Origin of the sequence: Pseudomonas mosselii, from assembly GCF_003205295.1 — a bacterium.
Taxonomy (GTDB): domain Bacteria; phylum Pseudomonadota; class Gammaproteobacteria; order Pseudomonadales; family Pseudomonadaceae; genus Aquipseudomonas; species Aquipseudomonas mosselii_B.
Genome location: NZ_QJRP01000002.1, coordinates 20,717 through 36,364, shown reverse-complemented (window position 1 = coordinate 36,364; position 15,648 = coordinate 20,717). Strand labels below are relative to the sequence as shown.

The following is a 15,648-nucleotide window of genomic DNA, read 5'->3' as shown; positions in this document are numbered from 1 at the left end:
AGTCTACCAGCTTCGCCGATCACTGGCGCGAGTGAAACCATGCACACCGACCTGTGGAATCACGCCCTGGCCTTGTATGCCCGGCCAGGCGTCGAGGCTGCCAGCCTGGCCCTCCAGGAACTGGGCGGCGATGTCTGCCTGCTGCTCTGCGGCACCTGGCTGCAGGCCCGCGGCGTGGCCGCCGATGAACAGCGGATCGCCGCCCTGCAGGCCCTGGCCGGCCCCTGGCAACGCGATGTGGTGACGCCGCTGCGCGCACTGCGTCGGCAGTGGCGCGAACACGCGTTGGCCGATCCGCAACTGAGCGTGCTGCGTGAACAGGTCAAGGGGCTGGAGTTACAGGCTGAACGCACCTTGCTGGAGCGCCTGGAGGCGCTGGCGCGTGAATGGCCTGCGCAGGCAGGCGCCGCGCAGGACTGGCTGACCCGGCTGGCACCGGGCCAGGCCCGGGACCACGACGCGCTGCATCAGCTGCGCGCCGCGGCCCGTGGGCTTCAGGACGCCGAAGTCGACGACTGAGCCGGAGTGCCGGTTGCCGCAGGCGTGGCCGCGCTGGTCGCAGGCGCCGGGGAGGCGCTGGCGGCCGGCGTGGCTTGCTTGCTTTCGGCAGGCTTGCTGGCGACAGGCTTGGCCGGAGCTTTGGCTGCGGCCGGTTTGGCTGTTGGCTTGACTACAGGTTTGGCCGCTGCTGGCTTGGCCGGGGCCTTGGCGGCGGCAGGCTTGGCCGCTGGCTTGGCTGCTGGTTTCGCTGCAGCGGTCTTCGCCGGGGCCCTGGCAGCAGCTGGTTTGGCCGCTGGCTTGGCGGCTGGTTTCGCGGCGGCGGTCTTCGCCGGGGCCTTGGCGGCGGCCGGTTTGGCTGCTGGCCTCGCGGCAGCAGTCTTCGCCGGCGCCTTGGCGGCAGCCGGTTTGGCCGCTGGCTTGGCTGCGGGTTTCGCGGCGGCGGTCTTCGCCGGTGCCTTGGCGGCAGCCAGTTTGGCCGCTGGCTTGGCGGCAGGTTTCGCGGCGGCAGTCCTCGCCGGTGCCTTGACGGCAGCAGGCTTGGCTGCTGGCTTGGCTGCTGGCTTGGCAGCAGGCTTGGCTGCTGGCTTGGCAGCAGGTTTCGCGGCGGCGGTCTTCGCCGGTGCCTTGGCGGCGGCAGGCTTGGTCGCGGGTTTCGCGGCGGCTTTCGGCGCCGTCGTACGCGAGTCCAGGGCCTTGGCGGCCGCCTCACGCACTTTGCCAACACCCTGGGCCAGTTTCAGGCTTTCCTGGGCATCACGCTTGAGTTGCTGGATGTAAGTTCGGGTCTGGGCCTGGCGATCCTTGAGCGAATCGAGCAAGTGTTCAAGTTCACCCGCGGCTTTTTGCGCCTTGCCCTGAGCCTTGGCTTTACCGGCCTTGGCGGCGTCCTGCAACTTCAGGCGAGCGTTGTGCAGTTTCTCCTGGGTCTTGCCACGTTGTTTTTCCAACTTGGCCAACAGTTTCTCGGCATCCGCCAGCGCTTGGGAGCAGGCATCTTCCAAATGTTCGAGCAAGCTCCCCGAAAGTTGCTGGAGCAGGTGCAACGGCGTACTGACTGCTTTTTTCTTGGCCGACATGGTTTACCTCCTGGCTGACGAGAGTGCGGCTCATACTATGCTTCTGCTGCTACCGCCGCTAGGGCATGTTGACAGTCTCAGTAGCGCCGCGTTGCATGCCTGGGCAAAGTTGTTGTCTTGCAGCTGGAAACAAGTGTAGTTGCCCATTAGTGCACTGCCGATATTTACACATCTTCGCCCAACAACGCTGGCATACTTTGCGCTCTTTACCGCAGGAACCGTCCATGCCTCGTTATCTGATTCTGGGCCTGTGCCTGGTGATGCCACTCTCCCTGGCCAACGCCGAAACCGCCCCCGCCAACGACAGCGACCTGGCCTACAGCCTCGGTGCCAGCCTGGGCGAACGCCTGCGCCAGGAAGTCCCCGGCCTGCAGCTCGACGCCTTGGTCGAAGGCCTGCGCCAGGCCTACCAGGGTGAGCCGCCCCGCATTGCCAAGTCACGCATGCAGGCCATCCTCGAACAGCACGAGACGCAAGCCAACGCCGCCGCCGAACAGGCCCAGGTGGACAAGCTGATGGAAGCGGAAAAACGCTTCATCGCCGGCGAGCGGGCCAAGGCCGGGGTACGCGAGCTGCCCGAGGGCATCCTCTACAGCGAGCTGGCCAGCGGCAACGGCGCGCAACCCAAGGCCAGCGGTCGCGTGCAAGTGCGCTATGTGGGGAAACTGCCGGATGGCACGGTGTTCGACCAGAACCTGCAACCGCAATGGTTCAAGCTGGACTCGGTGATCGAGGGCTGGCAGGTGGCGCTGCCACGGATGAAGGCGGGGGCGAAATGGCGCCTGGTGATCCCGTCGGCGCAAGCTTATGGCGCCGACGGTGCGGGTGACCTGATCGCACCCTATACCCCACTGGTGTTCGAGATCGAACTGCTGGACGTGGCCGACTGAATCAGGCCTGCAGCGCGTCCTCTTCCTTGTGCGCGGTATGCAGCACTTCGATGAGGCAGTCCTCCAGCTCGAAGCGTTCTCGCAACAGGCCGCCCAGCTTGCCCAGCTTGTCCGCGAAGCGCTCGGGGTCGGTGCACTCGCCCTTCTCGCAATGGTCATTGAAAGCCAGCGCGATCTGGGTGCTGTCATCGATACGCGGGTTTATCTGTGTGGCAAGCTCCAGGGCCTTGGTATCGCCAAAGGCCTTGGCTTCGCTGACCAGCTGCTCGCTGACTTCGAAGTGCCAGGCCGAGACATAGTCGACCAGGAGCGCGCAAAAATCGCGGTTCTTGTCCTTGTCGGCAAAGGCCGGCTTGGCATCGCGCAAGGCGCGGAAGGCATGCACCAACTCCTGGCGCTCCTCCAGCCAACGATCGATCAGCTTGTGAACACCGCCCCAGCGTTCCTGGGCGTTCTGGCAACTATCGAGCATGGCGATCTCTTCCCTTCTGGGTAGATGCCGCTGCACCTCGCGACACAACACCGTGGCACAAAGGTGACGTCAGCAAACGGCATCGAGCAGTTGTATTTTCGGTAAGCGTGCTGGGAGATTATTCCCGTGTGACCTGCCCTTCAAGGTACGCAGCAGACTAAGTTCATACAAGCGTTTAATCCCGCCGTCGGCCACCGCTGGTCGCGCAATCCCAGGTGCATTGCCGTGGATCAACCTGCCGCGTCATGGCGCAATCGATAAAGCACCAGCCACGACAACGGCGCCGCCGCCAGCAACAGGAACGCCAGCAGGCTCCATTCCGGCAGGGTCAGGTCGAGGAAGCTCCAGGTGACCGACACGCAGTCCGGGCTGCCCAGCAGGAACGCCTGCAGGATCTCGCTCCAGGGGCGTTCCACCAGATGCGCCAGGGGCAGGTGGCAACCACTGACCGGCAGCGGTTCGGCCTGCAGCCAGACATGCCGGCCTGCCAACAAGGCCCCGCCCAACGAGAACAACAGGGCCAGCCAGGCATGCACGCGGCGACCGCCGGCATGGATGGCGGCGGCCAGGCAGGCCAGCGCAAAGCACCCAAGCATCAGGCGCTGGCTGAAACACAACGCGCAGGGGTCCAGGCCGACCACATTTTCGAGGCGGAACGAAGCGACCAGCACGGCCATGGCGGCCAGGAAGGCGGGAAGGAACGAGCTGCGCAAGCAGGCCAGCGACATGGGTAGAGGTGATCCGAAAATGAGGAAAGTGGGTTGAAACGGTAGAGGAAAGGGGCGCTTTGTATCAAGGCGCTACAGTGCAGACAAGTCGCTGAATGGATAGGGAATCATTTTCACGGAAAGTGGGAACATTCCGACACGAGCGAAGGAAAGTTCGACACCCTCCACGAGGAGGGCGTCTTGAGTCATTACTCATCAGATATTGCGACGCCCCGCTGACAACACATCGCATCTGCAAGTGCCAGCGACGCCGGTGTCTGCAGGCCAGGGCGGTTCCCTCAGGCCCGAACACCCTCCGGTAATGGCAACGCCAGCAGGCGCTCATCCAGCAGCCCCAGCCCCTCCTGGAACAGCTGATTGCTCCGTTCGGTCTCGCCAAGTCCGGCCAGCAGGCGTGCCAGCTCGGCACAGGTTTCCGGATTGCGCTCCATGCGCAGACTGCTCTCAAGGTAGTCACGCGCCTTGCCCCACAAGCGATTCTGCAGGCTCAGCCGCCCGAGGGTAAGCAGCAGGCTCGGATCCTGCGGGTGTTCTTTCAACCAGCCTTCGGCCGTCTGCAGCTGGCGTGCCGGATCATCGCCGCGCACCAGCCCGTACAGACGCGCCAGGTGGCTTTCGTAGCCGCGCTTGAGCGCGCCGCGAAGCACCTGCTCGGCCTCGCCCTGGGCACCGACCTGACGCAGTTGCTCGGCGTATGCAGACACCAGTTGCGGTTCCTGGCGCTGGGCATTGGTCAGCTGCTGCCAGGCGCGCTCGAGCGCCTGGCGTGCCGTCTGCGGATCCTCGCCACGGGTCGCCGCCAGGCCCAGGTTCTGACCCCAGGTGCGCTGTTCCAGGTCGGCAAGTTCCGCCGCAGGCAGCACCTTGTGCTTGCGCAGGTCCGGCAGCAGGCGGATCAACGCCGGCCAGTCGCCGCGCTCAAGGTGCAGGCGCTGCAACAGGCGCAGCACCTGGGCGTTGTGCGGGTGACGCTCCTGCATCGCCTGCAGGGCCTCCAGCGCACCCTCGCTCTCGCCCCGGTCCATCTGCAGTTGGGCGTGGGTCAAGGCGACGGCGAGCTCGGCCTGGGGCTGGCGCTCCAGGGCGCGTTCGAGCAGATTGTCGCGCTCCTCGACCCGCCCCTGTTCGTTGGCGGCACGCGCGGCGCCGAGGTAGTAGAGCAACGGCTGGCGATCGGACTCGGCAGCACGCTGCAAGTGGCGCTGGGCGCTCGCCCAGCGCCCCTCGGCCAGGTCCAGTTGGCCTTGTTCGACGGCGATACGGGTGCGGCGGCTGCGGTTGCGTCGCGACCACGGGTTGACCACCCCGGACGAGGTCAGCACCAGCCCGACCAGGTAACGCGCCAGCAACAGCAACAGGATGATGCCGACCAGCGCGCCGAGCGCCGCCCACAGTCCCGACTGGTAGCGGAAGCTGCCGTAGGCGATCATCACGTAGCCACTGTGCTTGGCGATCGCGATGCCCAACGCCGCGGCGACGACGATCGCCAATACCGCCAGCAGGTAGACACGCTTCATGGCTTGCCCCCCTCGGCGGCAGCCGGCAGGTGGCGACGCTGGATATAGGCCTGCACCGCGGCGAGGCTCTCGCTCAGGTCAGGCGTGACCACCGACACCGGCTGTTCGGCCAGCTGGTTGAGGTTGTCGAGCATCGCCTTGCTTTGCGGGTTGTCCGGGTTGAAGTTGGCCAGCAACACGCTGCGCGCATCGTCCAGGGCCTGGGCATAGACCTTGGCCTCGCCATTGAGCGCCGCCCACTGCGCCTGCTCGATGGTCAGGCTCAGGGCCAGGCGCAGTTGGTTGAGCGACTGCCCGGACAGCAGCGGGCGGACGTTGTCATCGGCATTGAACTCGATCTGGAAGTACTTGGAGATCTCGGCCCACCACTGCGACCAACGACTGGCACCGTCACCATCGGCGGTCAGCGCGCCCATGGCGTCGGCCTTGCTGTCGAATTCCGGCGACTGGGCACTGAGCTGCTGCACCAGCTCACGCTGCGCGGCGAGCTTGAGGAACAGCCCGGTGCGATCCGGCTGCTCGGTGCTGGAGAGCGTCGCCAAGCTGCGGGCCAACTGCTCGCGGGCGGCGAAGGCGCCGGGGTCGCTCTGCTCGCGAAGGATCTCATCGGCACCTTCGACCAGCGCCTTGGCGCTGGTGATGTCCTGCAACGCCGACAAACGCAGGGTGGCCAGGCGCAGCAGGTGTTCGGCCTCGGCCAGGCGCCACTCCTTGCGGCTCTCCCCGAGCACGGTCTCCAGGCGCTGGCTCAGGCGCTGCTGGTCACCCTGCAGTTGCGCCACCAGGCGCCGGCGGTCTTCCAGCTCACTGGCCGCCGGCAGGCTGCCCAGCTGCGCACTGAGCTGCTGCTCGCGCTGCTGGAGCGCGTCGGCGCGCTGATTGAGCGCTTGCAGGTGTTCACCCTGGTCGTGCTCGCTGCCTTGCAGCTGGCGGACCTGCCAGGCGCCCCAGCCGCCGACCGCGACGCCGGCGGCGCCCAGCAGCAGGGCCAGCAGCGCCAAGCCGTTGCCGGAGCGTCGGGCGGGCTTGACGGTGGCGGATTGCGACGCTTCGGGCGCCGCGGGCTGTTCGGTGTTGGACAAGACAGTTTCGCTCACGTATCCATCCTTTGCATGGTGGCGCATCGCTCTCTAGCTTAGCGCCTTAAGGGGCAGGCGCAGCGGTTCGCTGCACGGCTGCCAGCAAGGCCGTGGCGCTGGCGCCACGGCAATCCACAATGTCTTTCGCCCCAAGCGCTCGGGCCTGATCGGCCACGCGGGGGCTGGGCACGAACAACGGCAAGCGGGAAAACCGCGGCCAATCCGCACCCGCCAGTCGATGCAAGTGTTCCAGACCCTGCCCACTGCTGACCACCAGGCCATTGAGGCGTTCCCCATCGATGCGCTGGGCGAGGGTCGTGGCGGGGTAGTGCGGCAGGCAGCGGCGATACAATTCCAGATAATCGACACTAGCACCTTGCTCGGCAAGACGCTCGGCCAGCAGTTCACGACCTCCGACGCCGCGCACGACAAGGACGCGGGGTGCCGGCCCGGCGATAGCCTCGCGCAGGTCGGGCAATGCGAGCAAGGCTTCGCTGTCGTCGCCGGCCGCCGGAAAGGCCACCTGCAACCGGTGATCCTGAAGGATCCGCGCCGTCGCCTCGCCCACCGTGAACCAGCCGGCGGACGGTGGCGTCACCCCCGCCTGGGCGAGTTGCTCCAGCAGCAGGCGAGCCGCCGGCTTGCTGACCACGATGATGGCCTGGGCCTCGCCTATCGCCCGCAGGCGCTGCAACTGCGCAGGGTCCGGCGCGATCGGCTCGATCACCAGCAACGGCAGGCTGGCACTGGCGATGCCCGCATCGGCCAGGGTCTGCGCCAGCGCCGCACAGTCCTCTTCAGGCCGGGTCAGCAGCAGGCGCCAGGGGCTCACGGGTGACCGGCCTCGCCGTAGACTTCCTTGAGGATCGCTTCGGCGCCCTGCCCGAGCAGGTCCTCGGCAACCTGCACGCCCAGGCGCTCGGCATCGGCACGCGGCGCCCGGGCCTCGGCCACCAGCAAGGTGCCGCCGGAGGGCTGCCCGACCAGGCCACGCAGCCACAGCTGCTCGCCTTCGAGCACCGCGTAGCAGGCGATCGGCACCTGGCAGCCGCCATTAAGGCGCTTGTTCAGGGCTCGCTCGGCCACCACCCGGTCGGCGGTGTCGGCATGGTGCAACGGCGCAAGCAAGGCATGGATCTGGGCATCGGCGCTGCGGCATTCGATGCCCACCGCGCCCTGGCCGCCCGCCGGCAGGCTGTCGTCGACGCTGATGGAGGCGGTGATGCGGTCTTCGAAGCCAAGGCGGATCAGGCCGGCGGCGGCGAGGATGATGGCGTCGTATTCGCCAGCATCGAGCTTGGCCAGGCGGGTGTTGACGTTGCCGCGCAGGAAGCGGATTTCCAGGTCGGGACGGCGCGCCAGCAACTGGGCCTGGCGCCGTAGGCTGGAGGTGCCGACGATGCTGCCGGCCGGCAAGGCCTCGAGGCTGGCGAAGGTGCTGGAAACGAAAGCGTCGCGCGGGTCTTCACGCTCGCAGATGCAGTACAGGCCAAGGCCCTCGGGGAAGTCCATGGGGACGTCCTTCATCGAGTGCACGGCGATGTCGGCCTCGTTGTCGAGCAGGGCGGTTTCCAGCTCCTTGACGAACAGGCCCTTGCCGCCGATCTTCGCCAGCGGCGCGTCGAGCAGCTTGTCGCCGCGGCTGACCATTGGCACCAGGGTCACCAGAAGGCCGGGATGCGCCTGTTCCAGGCGGGCTTTGACGTATTCGGCCTGCCACAGGGCCAAGGCACTTTTACGGGTGGCAATGCGGATTTCGCGAGTGGACATGAAACGCACCGATCCAGAGAAATGCGGTCGATGATAACAGCTCCTCCAGCTGTTCCCGCAGATTCAGATCAGCAAAGCGCCACGCGGAAGCGGGCTTGACCCGCGATTGCGATGGCGGGCAACACCTCATCGCGGGGCAAGCCCGCTCCCACGCTACCAACAGGTATTCAGTGCAAGCTCTGCATCATCTTGCGCACTCCCGCCACATGGCGGCGGCTGACGGTCAGGGCGTCGCCATCCAGGCCCTTGAGATAGAGCTGGAAGTGCCCAAGCGGCGTGCGCTGCAGCCGTTCGATGCGCTCACGGGCAACCAGCGCGTTGCGGTGGATGCGCACAAAGCGCTCGCCAAACTCGTCCTCCAGGGCCTTGAGCGGCTCGTCGAGCAGCACTTCGCCCGCTTCATGGCGCAGGGTGACGTACTTGTGGTCGGCGATAAAGTAGATGACCTGGGGAATGGGGATCAACTCGATGCCCTTGCGGGTACGTGCACTGATATGGCTGCGCGGGCCACCGCCGGCCTCGCCGGCAGGACGGGTCAACGCCGCCAGCTGGGCACGGTTGGGCTTTTCTGCCCGGCGCAGGGCGTCGCGCAGGGCCTGCGGCTGGAAAGGCTTCTCGACATGGCTCAGGGTGCTGTCCCTGAAGGCTTCGCTGCCGTATTCATCGTCGCCGGTGCAGAACACCACCGCCGGCGGCGACTCGCGCTCGCACAGCCGGGCGGCGACCTGCAGGCCATCGAGGCCCGGCATGCCGATATCCAGCAGCACCACATCGGGCTTGAGGCTTTCGATCAAGGTCAGGGCCTCCTCGCCGTTGGTGGCGCTGGGCTCCATCACGGTGTAACCCTCCAGCTCGCCAAGCAGCCGGCTCAGGCGCTCGCGGGCCTGGGGTTCATCATCAACGATCAGGACATTCATAATTGCGCTGGATTCCTGAGTGAGTCTCGCACGGGTATAGCGTAGACAAGTGTGGGGCGACCGAAACGCGGTCACGCTACAGACCGGTGCGAAGGCCAAAGATTCACTGGCCTGGCAGATTCACCACCAGTCCTTTGTCCAACTGTAGACGCTCCGTGGAACACTGCCGTTCAATCGTTGAATATGCCGCACCCCCTTGTAACCGGACGATTCTCGCGACCAGCGCCCTGCGGCGGCGGGCGCAACCCTGCTATGATCGCGGCACTTTTTCCGTTCACGCCTTCAACGAGTGAATCCATGAGCACCGACAAGACCAATCAGTCCTGGGGCGGCCGCTTCAGTGAGCCCGTCGACGCCTTCGTCGCCCGCTTCACCGCCTCGGTCGATTTCGACAAGCGCCTGTACCGCCACGACATCATGGGTTCGATCGCCCACGCCACCATGCTGGCGCAGGTCGGCGTACTCAGCGATGCCGAGCGCGACACCATCATCGATGGCCTGAAGACCATCCAGGGCGAAATCGAGGCCGGCACCTTCGACTGGCGCGTCGACCTCGAAGACGTGCACATGAACATCGAAGCGCGCCTGACCGACCGCATCGGCATCACCGGCAAGAAGCTGCACACCGGCCGCAGCCGCAACGACCAGGTGGCCACCGACATCCGCCTGTGGCTGCGCGACGAGATCGACCTGATCCTGGCCGAGATCACCCGCCTGCAGCAGGGCCTGCTGGAGCAGGCCGAGCGCGAGGCCGAGACCATCATGCCCGGTTTCACCCACCTGCAGACCGCGCAGCCGGTGACCTTCGGCCACCACCTGTTGGCCTGGTTCGAAATGCTCAGCCGCGACTACGAGCGCCTGGTGGACTGCCGCAAGCGCGCCAACCGCATGCCCCTGGGCAGCGCCGCCCTGGCCGGCACCACCTACCCGATCGACCGCGAACTGACCTGCAAGCTGCTGGGCTTCGAAGCCGTGGGCGGCAACTCGCTGGACAGCGTCTCGGACCGCGACTTCGCCATCGAATTCTGCTCGGCGGCCAGCATCGCGATGATGCACCTGTCGCGCTTCTCCGAAGAGCTGGTGCTGTGGACCAGCGCCCAGTTCCAGTTCGTCGACCTGCCTGATCGTTTCTGCACCGGCAGCTCGATCATGCCGCAGAAGAAGAACCCGGACGTGCCGGAGCTGGTACGCGGCAAGAGCGGCCGCGTGTTCGGCGCCCTGACCGGCCTGCTGACCCTGATGAAGGGCCAGCCGCTGGCCTACAACAAGGACAACCAGGAAGATAAGGAGCCGTTGTTCGACGCCGCCGACACCCTGCGCGACTCGCTGCGCGCCTTCGCCGACATGATCCCGGCGATCAAGCCCAAGCACGCGATCATGCGCGAAGCGGCCCTGCGCGGTTTCTCCACCGCCACGGACCTGGCCGACTACCTGGTGCGCCGCGGACTGCCGTTCCGTGACTGCCACGAGATCGTCGGCCATGCGGTGAAGTACGGCGTCGATACCGGCAAGGACCTGGCCGAGATGAGCCTGGATGAGCTGCGCCAGTTCAGCGACCAGATCGAGCAGGACGTGTTCGCCGTGCTGACCCTGGAAGGTTCGGTCAATGCCCGCAACCACATCGGCGGCACCGCGCCGGCACAAGTACGCGCGGCAGTGATTCGCGGCAAGGCCCTGCTGGCTTCGCGCTAAACCACAATCGCGGGGCAAGCCCGCTCCCACCAGCCTCGCTCAGGCTCGTGGGAGCGGCGGTGCGCCGATGCGACTTGCCCCGCGATCGTTTGTGGCCTCAGCGCTTGCTCTTGATCATTTCGAGGAACGCAGGCATCGCCGCGTCCTTGTCCGCCACGATCCGCGCCATGTGCGGGTTCTCGCGCAGTTTCTCCAGCAACGCCGTCGCTTGCGGGAAATCCGCCAGGAAGTCGATGCTCAGCACCTTCTTGCCCACCGCACAGGCCAGGTCGACCGAGAAGCAGAACATCAGGTCGGCGATGGTCAGCTGCTCCCCGGCCACGTATGGCTGGAACCGTCCATTGCGCTTGAGGGTAGCGAAGCCTGCCAGCAGGTCCGCCCGTGCCCGTTCCTTGATCAGCGGCTCCACCGCAGCGCCGAAGAACGCCTCGGCGTAGCAGGTACGCGCCGGCAACTCGATATACAGCTCGATCTCCCGCAGCAGCTCGCGCACCTTGGCCTGCCCGAATGCATCGGCCGGCAGCAGCGCCTTGCCCGGCTGGGTCTGTTCGAGGTAATCGAGGATCACCCCGGTCTCACTGAGAAAACCGTGCTCGGTCTGCAGCGCCGGCACCTTGCCACGCGGGCTTTTGGCCAGGGCCTCGGGGGCCTGGCCGCCGAAGAATGGCACCTCTTCGAAGGGCACGCCTTTCTCCAGCAAGGCCAGCTTGACCATGTTGTAGTAGTTGCTGACCGCGAATCCATGAAGCTTGAGCATTGAGACAGCCTCCAAGGCCGTATGGGGTTGGCCCGGCTTTTATAGCCCCCTTCCCCACCCTTGGCCAGCGTCATGCCCGGCGTCGATGACCGGGCATTGCTGGCGCAGGCGTGGCAAACTGTGTCCCCCACCACAGGAGTAACGCCATGAGCGAGCCCACCGACATCGACAATGACGACGAAGACTTCGCCGAGGCGACACTGACCCAGGCCATCGAGAACCAGATCGAAAGCGGCGAGCCGCCGGCGGCCAAGGCCACGTTCAACAAACTGACCCTGGTCGGCTACGAGCGCGAGGACATCCTCAACCTCATGGCCCACGTGCTGGCCATCGAGATCGACGCCATGCTCGACGAAGACCGCCCGTTCAACACCGAATGGTATGAAACCGCCCTGCGCGCCCTGCCGGAGCTGCCACCTGAGGCGGATCAAGGCGACATCGAATAAACCTGACTACACTCCTGACTTCCATCCTTGTCTCGAAGTCAGGAGTAGCCCATGCCCTTCAATCCCGAACTGATCGCCGAACTGGAAGTGCTCGCCCAGTTCAACCTGGACAGTCACCAGGAAGGCATCAAGGTTTGTAGCGACGCCTCCCCGGCATTGGTCGCCGCCGCCAAGCGCCTGCACGACAAAGGTCTCACTGACCAACCCGACGGCGGCTACCTCACCAGCCTGGGCACTGATGCCGCTGAAAGTATGCAGTTACTCCTCAGGGTGCTTAAAACTCCGCAGCCTGCCTGAGTTCACCAAGCCCGCCCCCGTGGGAGCGGGCTTGCCCCGCGATGAGCCCCAGGGGATCGCTGTAAAACTGACGTCAAAAAGCCACCAACCCCTTATCCGACCGCCCCACTCAGGCTAAACTCGCCAGAGCTCCCCCGGCCTGCCTGAGTGCGCAATGAATCACCCCCATGAAATCCGCCCCGATCTCGACCAAGGCATCGACCGCAAGGAGCTGTCCAAGCTGCGCGCGCGCTTCCTGAAGATCAACCAGGGCCGCCTGGCACGGGCAATGGAGGGGCTGTCCACGCGCCAGCAGCAGGTCCTCACCCTGTTGCCGCTGTTCTTCCACGTCAATCACCCTCTGCTGCCGGGTTATGTCTCGGGCACCACCCCCGCCGGCGTCTCCGGTTTCGAGCCCGACAGCGACCTGCTGGCCGAGGCCCAGCGCCTGACCCGCTCGTTCACCTACAAGCCACGCCACGGCAAGCCGCCGCAACCGATCCACGGCCTGTTCCTGATGGGCAGCCTGGGCACCCTGGCCCAGGCCGAGCAGAGCGACATGGACCTGTGGGTCTGCCATGCCCCCGACCTGGATGAGCAGGCTCTGGCCGACCTGCGGCGCAAATGCCAGCTGCTCGAGGCCTGGGCCGCCAGCCAGGGCGCCGAGGCGCACCTGTTCCTGATCGAGCCACGCGGCTTCGTCCAGGGCGAGCGCGACAGCCAGCTCAGCTCCGACGACTGCGGTACCACCCAACATTACCTGCTGCTCGACGAGTTCTACCGTACCGCCATCTGGCTGGCCGGGCGCACGCCGCTGTGGTGGCTGGTGCCGGTGTACCAGGAGCATGATTACCGGGACTTTACCCAGACCCTGCTGTCCAAGCGCTTCATCCGCGTCACCGACGCCCTGGACCTCGGCAACCTGGCGCACATACCGCCTGGCGAGTATGTCGGCGCCGGGCTGTGGCAGCTGTTCAAGGGCATCGACTCGCCCTACAAGTCGCTGCTAAAGCTGCTGCTCACCGAGGCCTACGCCAGCGAGCACCCGCAAGTGCGCTGCCTGAGCCTGGACTACAAGCAGGCCGTGTTCGCCAACCAGCTGGACCTGGACGAGCTCGACCCCTACGTCATGGTCTACCGGCGCATCGAACGCTACCTGCTCCAGCGTGGCGAGTCGGCACGCCTGGAGCTGGCGCGGCGCAGCCTGTACCTGAAGGTGAACAAGAAGCTCAGCGACCTGGGCCGCACCCGCAGCGGCGGCTGGCAGCGCCAGCTGCTCGGGCGCCTGACCGAGGAATGGGGCTGGGACGAGCGCCAGCTGGCGCTGCTCGACAGCCGCAGCCAGTGGAAAGTGCGCCAGGTGGCGGTCGAGCGCCGTGAGCTGGTGGCCGAGCTGAACCACAGCTACCGCTTCCTGACCCAGTTCGCCCGCCTGCAGAACGCCAACAGCCGCGCCGACCAGCGCGACCTCAACGTCCTCGGCCGGCGCCTGTACGCCGCCTTCGAGCGTCGGGCCGGCAAGATCGAGGTGATCAACCCGGGCATCGCTCCGGACCTGGCCGAAGACACCCTCACCCTGGTGCACTCGCCCAACCGCAAGGAACCGGGCACCCATCACTGGGGCCTGTACAACGGCAACCTGGGCGTGCACGAGTGGGAGCACTTCAGCCCGATCAAGCGCTGCCGCGAGCTGCTCGAACTGCTCACCTGGGCCCATCGCAACGGCGTGATCGACAGCGGCACACGCCTGGCCCTGCACCCTGGCGCCAGCGACCTGAGCGAGTTCGAACTGTTCAACCTGATCGGCAGCCTGCAACAGAGCATCCCCCTCCCGCTGGAGACGGTCAGCGAGGTGCGGCTGCTGCAACCGAGCGTGGCCGACGAGATTCTGCTGCTGGTGAATGTCGGGGTCGATCCGCTGCGCCATCACCGCGACCTGAACATCCTGATGACCACCGAGCGCACCGACTCGCTGAGCTACGCAGGGGTGCGCGAGAACCTGGTGCTGACCCTCGACCAGATCACCCTCAACAGCTGGAGCGAGGTGCTGGTGCAGCGCTACGACGGCGAGCATGCGCTGGTGCGCTGCCTGCGCGACTTCCTCAACAGCCTGGGCCTGCGCAGCCACCGCCCGCGGGTGCGGGTGCGCTGCTACTGCCACAACCGCGCCCAGGCCATCAGCCAGCGGGTCGAGGACATCTTCGACACCGTGCAGCTGCTGCTCGACCAGGGCCTGAATCACCGCTACCTGCTGCAGGTGGCCCAGTACACCCACATCCTTGACCTGCAGCCCGCGCAGGTTACCCTGGCCAGCCTCGCCGACCACGATGCGGTGCTGGCGGCCCTAGGCGAGGAGCGCATCCGCTACAGCCCGCTGCACCTGGACGCCCACGCCCTGCAGGACCACGACCTGCCGCTGGTCCTGGCCCAGGGCCGCCCCGGCTGCATCCAGGTGTTCTACCGCCTGCTCGAAGGCTGGGCCGACCTGTACGTGCTCGACGAGCACAATGCGCTCTGGCAACAACGGCTGCCGCTGCAGGACGAACCGCACCTGCTGCTGCCGCTGCAACGCTTCCTGCAGTCAATGCTGATGCGCCGCGACGCCCAGTTGCCGCTGGACAGCCTGCCGCTGGCGTCGCTGGATATCCTCTACTACCAGTTGCTGCCCTCCGGTACCGGCAAGGCCCGCAGCCTGGAGCCGCGACAGACGCCAATGGACAGCCAGAACCAGGCCTACTACGAGGTTCAGGCGATCCTCCAGGCGGGTACCGGCGACGGGGTGCATGTCACGCTCTACTGCGACCAGCAGGAGTTTTCCGAACTGGAGCACGGCGACCAGCTGTATGCCGTGGTCGCCCGCCAGATCCTGGGCCAGCGCCGCAGCAGCGGCCGTTACCGCTGCTACATCACCGACCTTGACCTGTCCGAGCTGCTGGGGGACGAGCAGGGGTCCACCAGCCTGTACCTGCGCTACAAGCGCGAGCTGGAGCAGGCGCTCAACGATGGGCTGGAACAGCTGCAGGCGCGGCTGGAGCCCTGATCAACTCAGAGATCGAAATCCCCTGCCGCCTCCGGCTGGTACTCGACCGCCAGCAGCTCCAGCTTGAGGGTCTTGCCGCCCGGCGCCGGCCAGTCGATCTGGTCGCCCACCGACAACCCCAGCAAGGCGCAGCCGATCGGCGCGAGAATCGAGACATTACCCTCGGGGCCGGCATCCTTCGGGTATACCAAGGTCAGGTGGTAGTCCTTGCCACTGGCGCTCTCGCGGCAGTGCACCCGCGAATTCATGGTCACCACGCCGGCCGGGACTTCCTCGTGACCCACCACTTTCTCGGCACGGTCCAGCTCCTCCTGCAGGGCGAGCACACCCGGGGTGCTTTCATCGAGGTCGTCGAGCAGGCGCTCGAGACGCTGCACGTCCAAGCGGGTGAGGATGAGGGAAGGCTTGGTGCTCATGATCCAGTCAGACTCCTTTGAACAGGCAATTTTCAACAGGCAGATAAAGCAAAACCCCGCCCAAGGGCGGG

General features: G+C 66.1%; 16 protein-coding genes. 6 read left to right on the top strand and 10 right to left on the bottom strand.

All coding sequences use genetic code 11. From position 1 onward, the window contains the following. Positions 1 to 39: 39 nt before the first annotated feature. Positions 40 to 519 carry a TIGR02444 family protein gene (locus DMX06_RS02040; protein ID WP_110734122.1) on the top strand — a complete coding sequence of 160 codons (480 nt, stop codon included), beginning with the start codon at positions 40 to 42 and terminating at the stop codon, positions 517 to 519. Here DMX06_RS02040 and DMX06_RS02035 read toward each other — a convergent pair. Next, complete coding sequence (locus DMX06_RS02035) at positions 495 to 1,577, bottom strand: AlgP family protein (RefSeq protein WP_110734120.1); 1,083 nt, start codon at positions 1,575 to 1,577, stop codon at positions 495 to 497. The two genes, DMX06_RS02040 and DMX06_RS02035, sit on opposite strands and share 25 nt — an antisense overlap. A 224-nt stretch (positions 1,578 to 1,801) precedes the next feature. Here DMX06_RS02035 and DMX06_RS02030 point away from each other — a divergent pair, with 224 nt between their 5' ends. Next, positions 1,802 to 2,467, top strand: a complete 666-nt coding sequence (locus DMX06_RS02030) for an FKBP-type peptidyl-prolyl cis-trans isomerase (protein WP_110734118.1) — start codon at positions 1,802 to 1,804, stop codon at positions 2,465 to 2,467. A gap of 1 nt (position 2,468) precedes the next feature. On the opposite strand, the gene DMX06_RS02025 is transcribed toward DMX06_RS02030, so the two are convergent. The 7 genes from DMX06_RS02025 to DMX06_RS01995 all read right to left on the bottom strand — a co-directional run bounded on the left by DMX06_RS02025 (position 2,469) and on the right by DMX06_RS01995 (position 8,950). Beyond that, positions 2,469 to 2,939: an Rsd/AlgQ family anti-sigma factor gene (locus DMX06_RS02025; RefSeq protein WP_050703285.1), complete on the bottom strand. Its 471-nt coding sequence runs from the start codon at positions 2,937 to 2,939 to the stop codon at positions 2,469 to 2,471. A gap of 230 nt (positions 2,940 to 3,169) precedes the next feature. Then, positions 3,170 to 3,667, bottom strand: coding sequence for a disulfide bond formation protein B (locus DMX06_RS02020; RefSeq protein WP_110734116.1), 498 nt, complete (start codon positions 3,665 to 3,667; stop codon positions 3,170 to 3,172). 278 nt (positions 3,668 to 3,945) lie between these two features. Beyond that, on the bottom strand, positions 3,946 to 5,184 hold the full coding sequence (locus tag DMX06_RS02015; RefSeq protein ID WP_110734114.1) for a heme biosynthesis protein HemY: 1,239 nt from the start codon (positions 5,182 to 5,184) through the stop codon (positions 3,946 to 3,948). Further along, positions 5,181 to 6,281, bottom strand: coding sequence for a uroporphyrinogen-III C-methyltransferase (locus tag DMX06_RS02010; protein WP_110734112.1), 1,101 nt, complete (start codon positions 6,279 to 6,281; stop codon positions 5,181 to 5,183). The genes DMX06_RS02015 and DMX06_RS02010 overlap by 4 nt, the downstream gene beginning before the upstream one ends. Positions 6,282 to 6,327: 46 nt before the next feature. Continuing rightward, entirely contained in the window at positions 6,328 to 7,095 is a 768-nt protein-coding gene (locus DMX06_RS02005) for a uroporphyrinogen-III synthase (RefSeq protein ID WP_110734110.1), read from the bottom strand. After that, positions 7,092 to 8,033 carry a hydroxymethylbilane synthase gene (hemC, locus tag DMX06_RS02000; protein WP_110734108.1) on the bottom strand — a complete coding sequence of 314 codons (942 nt, stop codon included), beginning with the start codon at positions 8,031 to 8,033 and terminating at the stop codon, positions 7,092 to 7,094. Before hemC ends, DMX06_RS02005 begins: the two co-directional genes overlap by 4 nt. Positions 8,034 to 8,200: 167 nt before the next feature. Beyond that, on the bottom strand, positions 8,201 to 8,950 hold the full coding sequence (locus DMX06_RS01995) for a LytR/AlgR family response regulator transcription factor (RefSeq protein ID WP_110734106.1): 750 nt from the start codon (positions 8,948 to 8,950) through the stop codon (positions 8,201 to 8,203). 297 nt (positions 8,951 to 9,247) lie between these two features. On the opposite strand from DMX06_RS01995, the gene argH reads away from it, so the two are divergent. Beyond that, the gene (gene argH / locus DMX06_RS01990) at positions 9,248 to 10,642 is read left to right on the top strand and encodes an argininosuccinate lyase (RefSeq protein ID WP_110734104.1); all 1,395 of its coding nucleotides are present in this window, start codon (positions 9,248 to 9,250) and stop codon (positions 10,640 to 10,642) included. Positions 10,643 to 10,739: 97 nt separating this feature from the next. Here argH and DMX06_RS01985 read toward each other — a convergent pair whose 3' ends face one another. Then, positions 10,740 to 11,399 carry a glutathione S-transferase family protein gene (locus DMX06_RS01985; protein WP_110734102.1) on the bottom strand — a complete coding sequence of 220 codons (660 nt, stop codon included), beginning with the start codon at positions 11,397 to 11,399 and terminating at the stop codon, positions 10,740 to 10,742. Between the two features lie 146 nt (positions 11,400 to 11,545). Here DMX06_RS01985 and DMX06_RS01980 point away from each other — a divergent pair, with 146 nt between their 5' ends. The 3 genes from DMX06_RS01980 to DMX06_RS01970 all read left to right on the top strand — a co-directional run bounded on the left by DMX06_RS01980 (position 11,546) and on the right by DMX06_RS01970 (position 15,161). Next, positions 11,546 to 11,845 carry a hypothetical protein gene (locus DMX06_RS01980; RefSeq protein WP_110734100.1) on the top strand — a complete coding sequence of 100 codons (300 nt, stop codon included), beginning with the start codon at positions 11,546 to 11,548 and terminating at the stop codon, positions 11,843 to 11,845. A gap of 51 nt (positions 11,846 to 11,896) precedes the next feature. Next, on the top strand, positions 11,897 to 12,142 hold the full coding sequence (locus tag DMX06_RS01975; protein WP_050703275.1) for a TIGR02647 family protein: 246 nt from the start codon (positions 11,897 to 11,899) through the stop codon (positions 12,140 to 12,142). 154 nt (positions 12,143 to 12,296) lie between these two features. Further along, on the top strand, positions 12,297 to 15,161 hold the full coding sequence (locus tag DMX06_RS01970) for a class I adenylate cyclase (RefSeq protein WP_110734097.1): 2,865 nt from the start codon (positions 12,297 to 12,299) through the stop codon (positions 15,159 to 15,161). 5 nt (positions 15,162 to 15,166) lie between these two features. On the opposite strand, the gene rnk is transcribed toward DMX06_RS01970, so the two are convergent. Beyond that, positions 15,167 to 15,577: a nucleoside diphosphate kinase regulator gene (gene rnk, locus DMX06_RS01965; RefSeq protein WP_110734095.1), complete on the bottom strand. Its 411-nt coding sequence runs from the start codon at positions 15,575 to 15,577 to the stop codon at positions 15,167 to 15,169. Between the last annotated feature and the right edge of the window lie 71 nt (positions 15,578 to 15,648).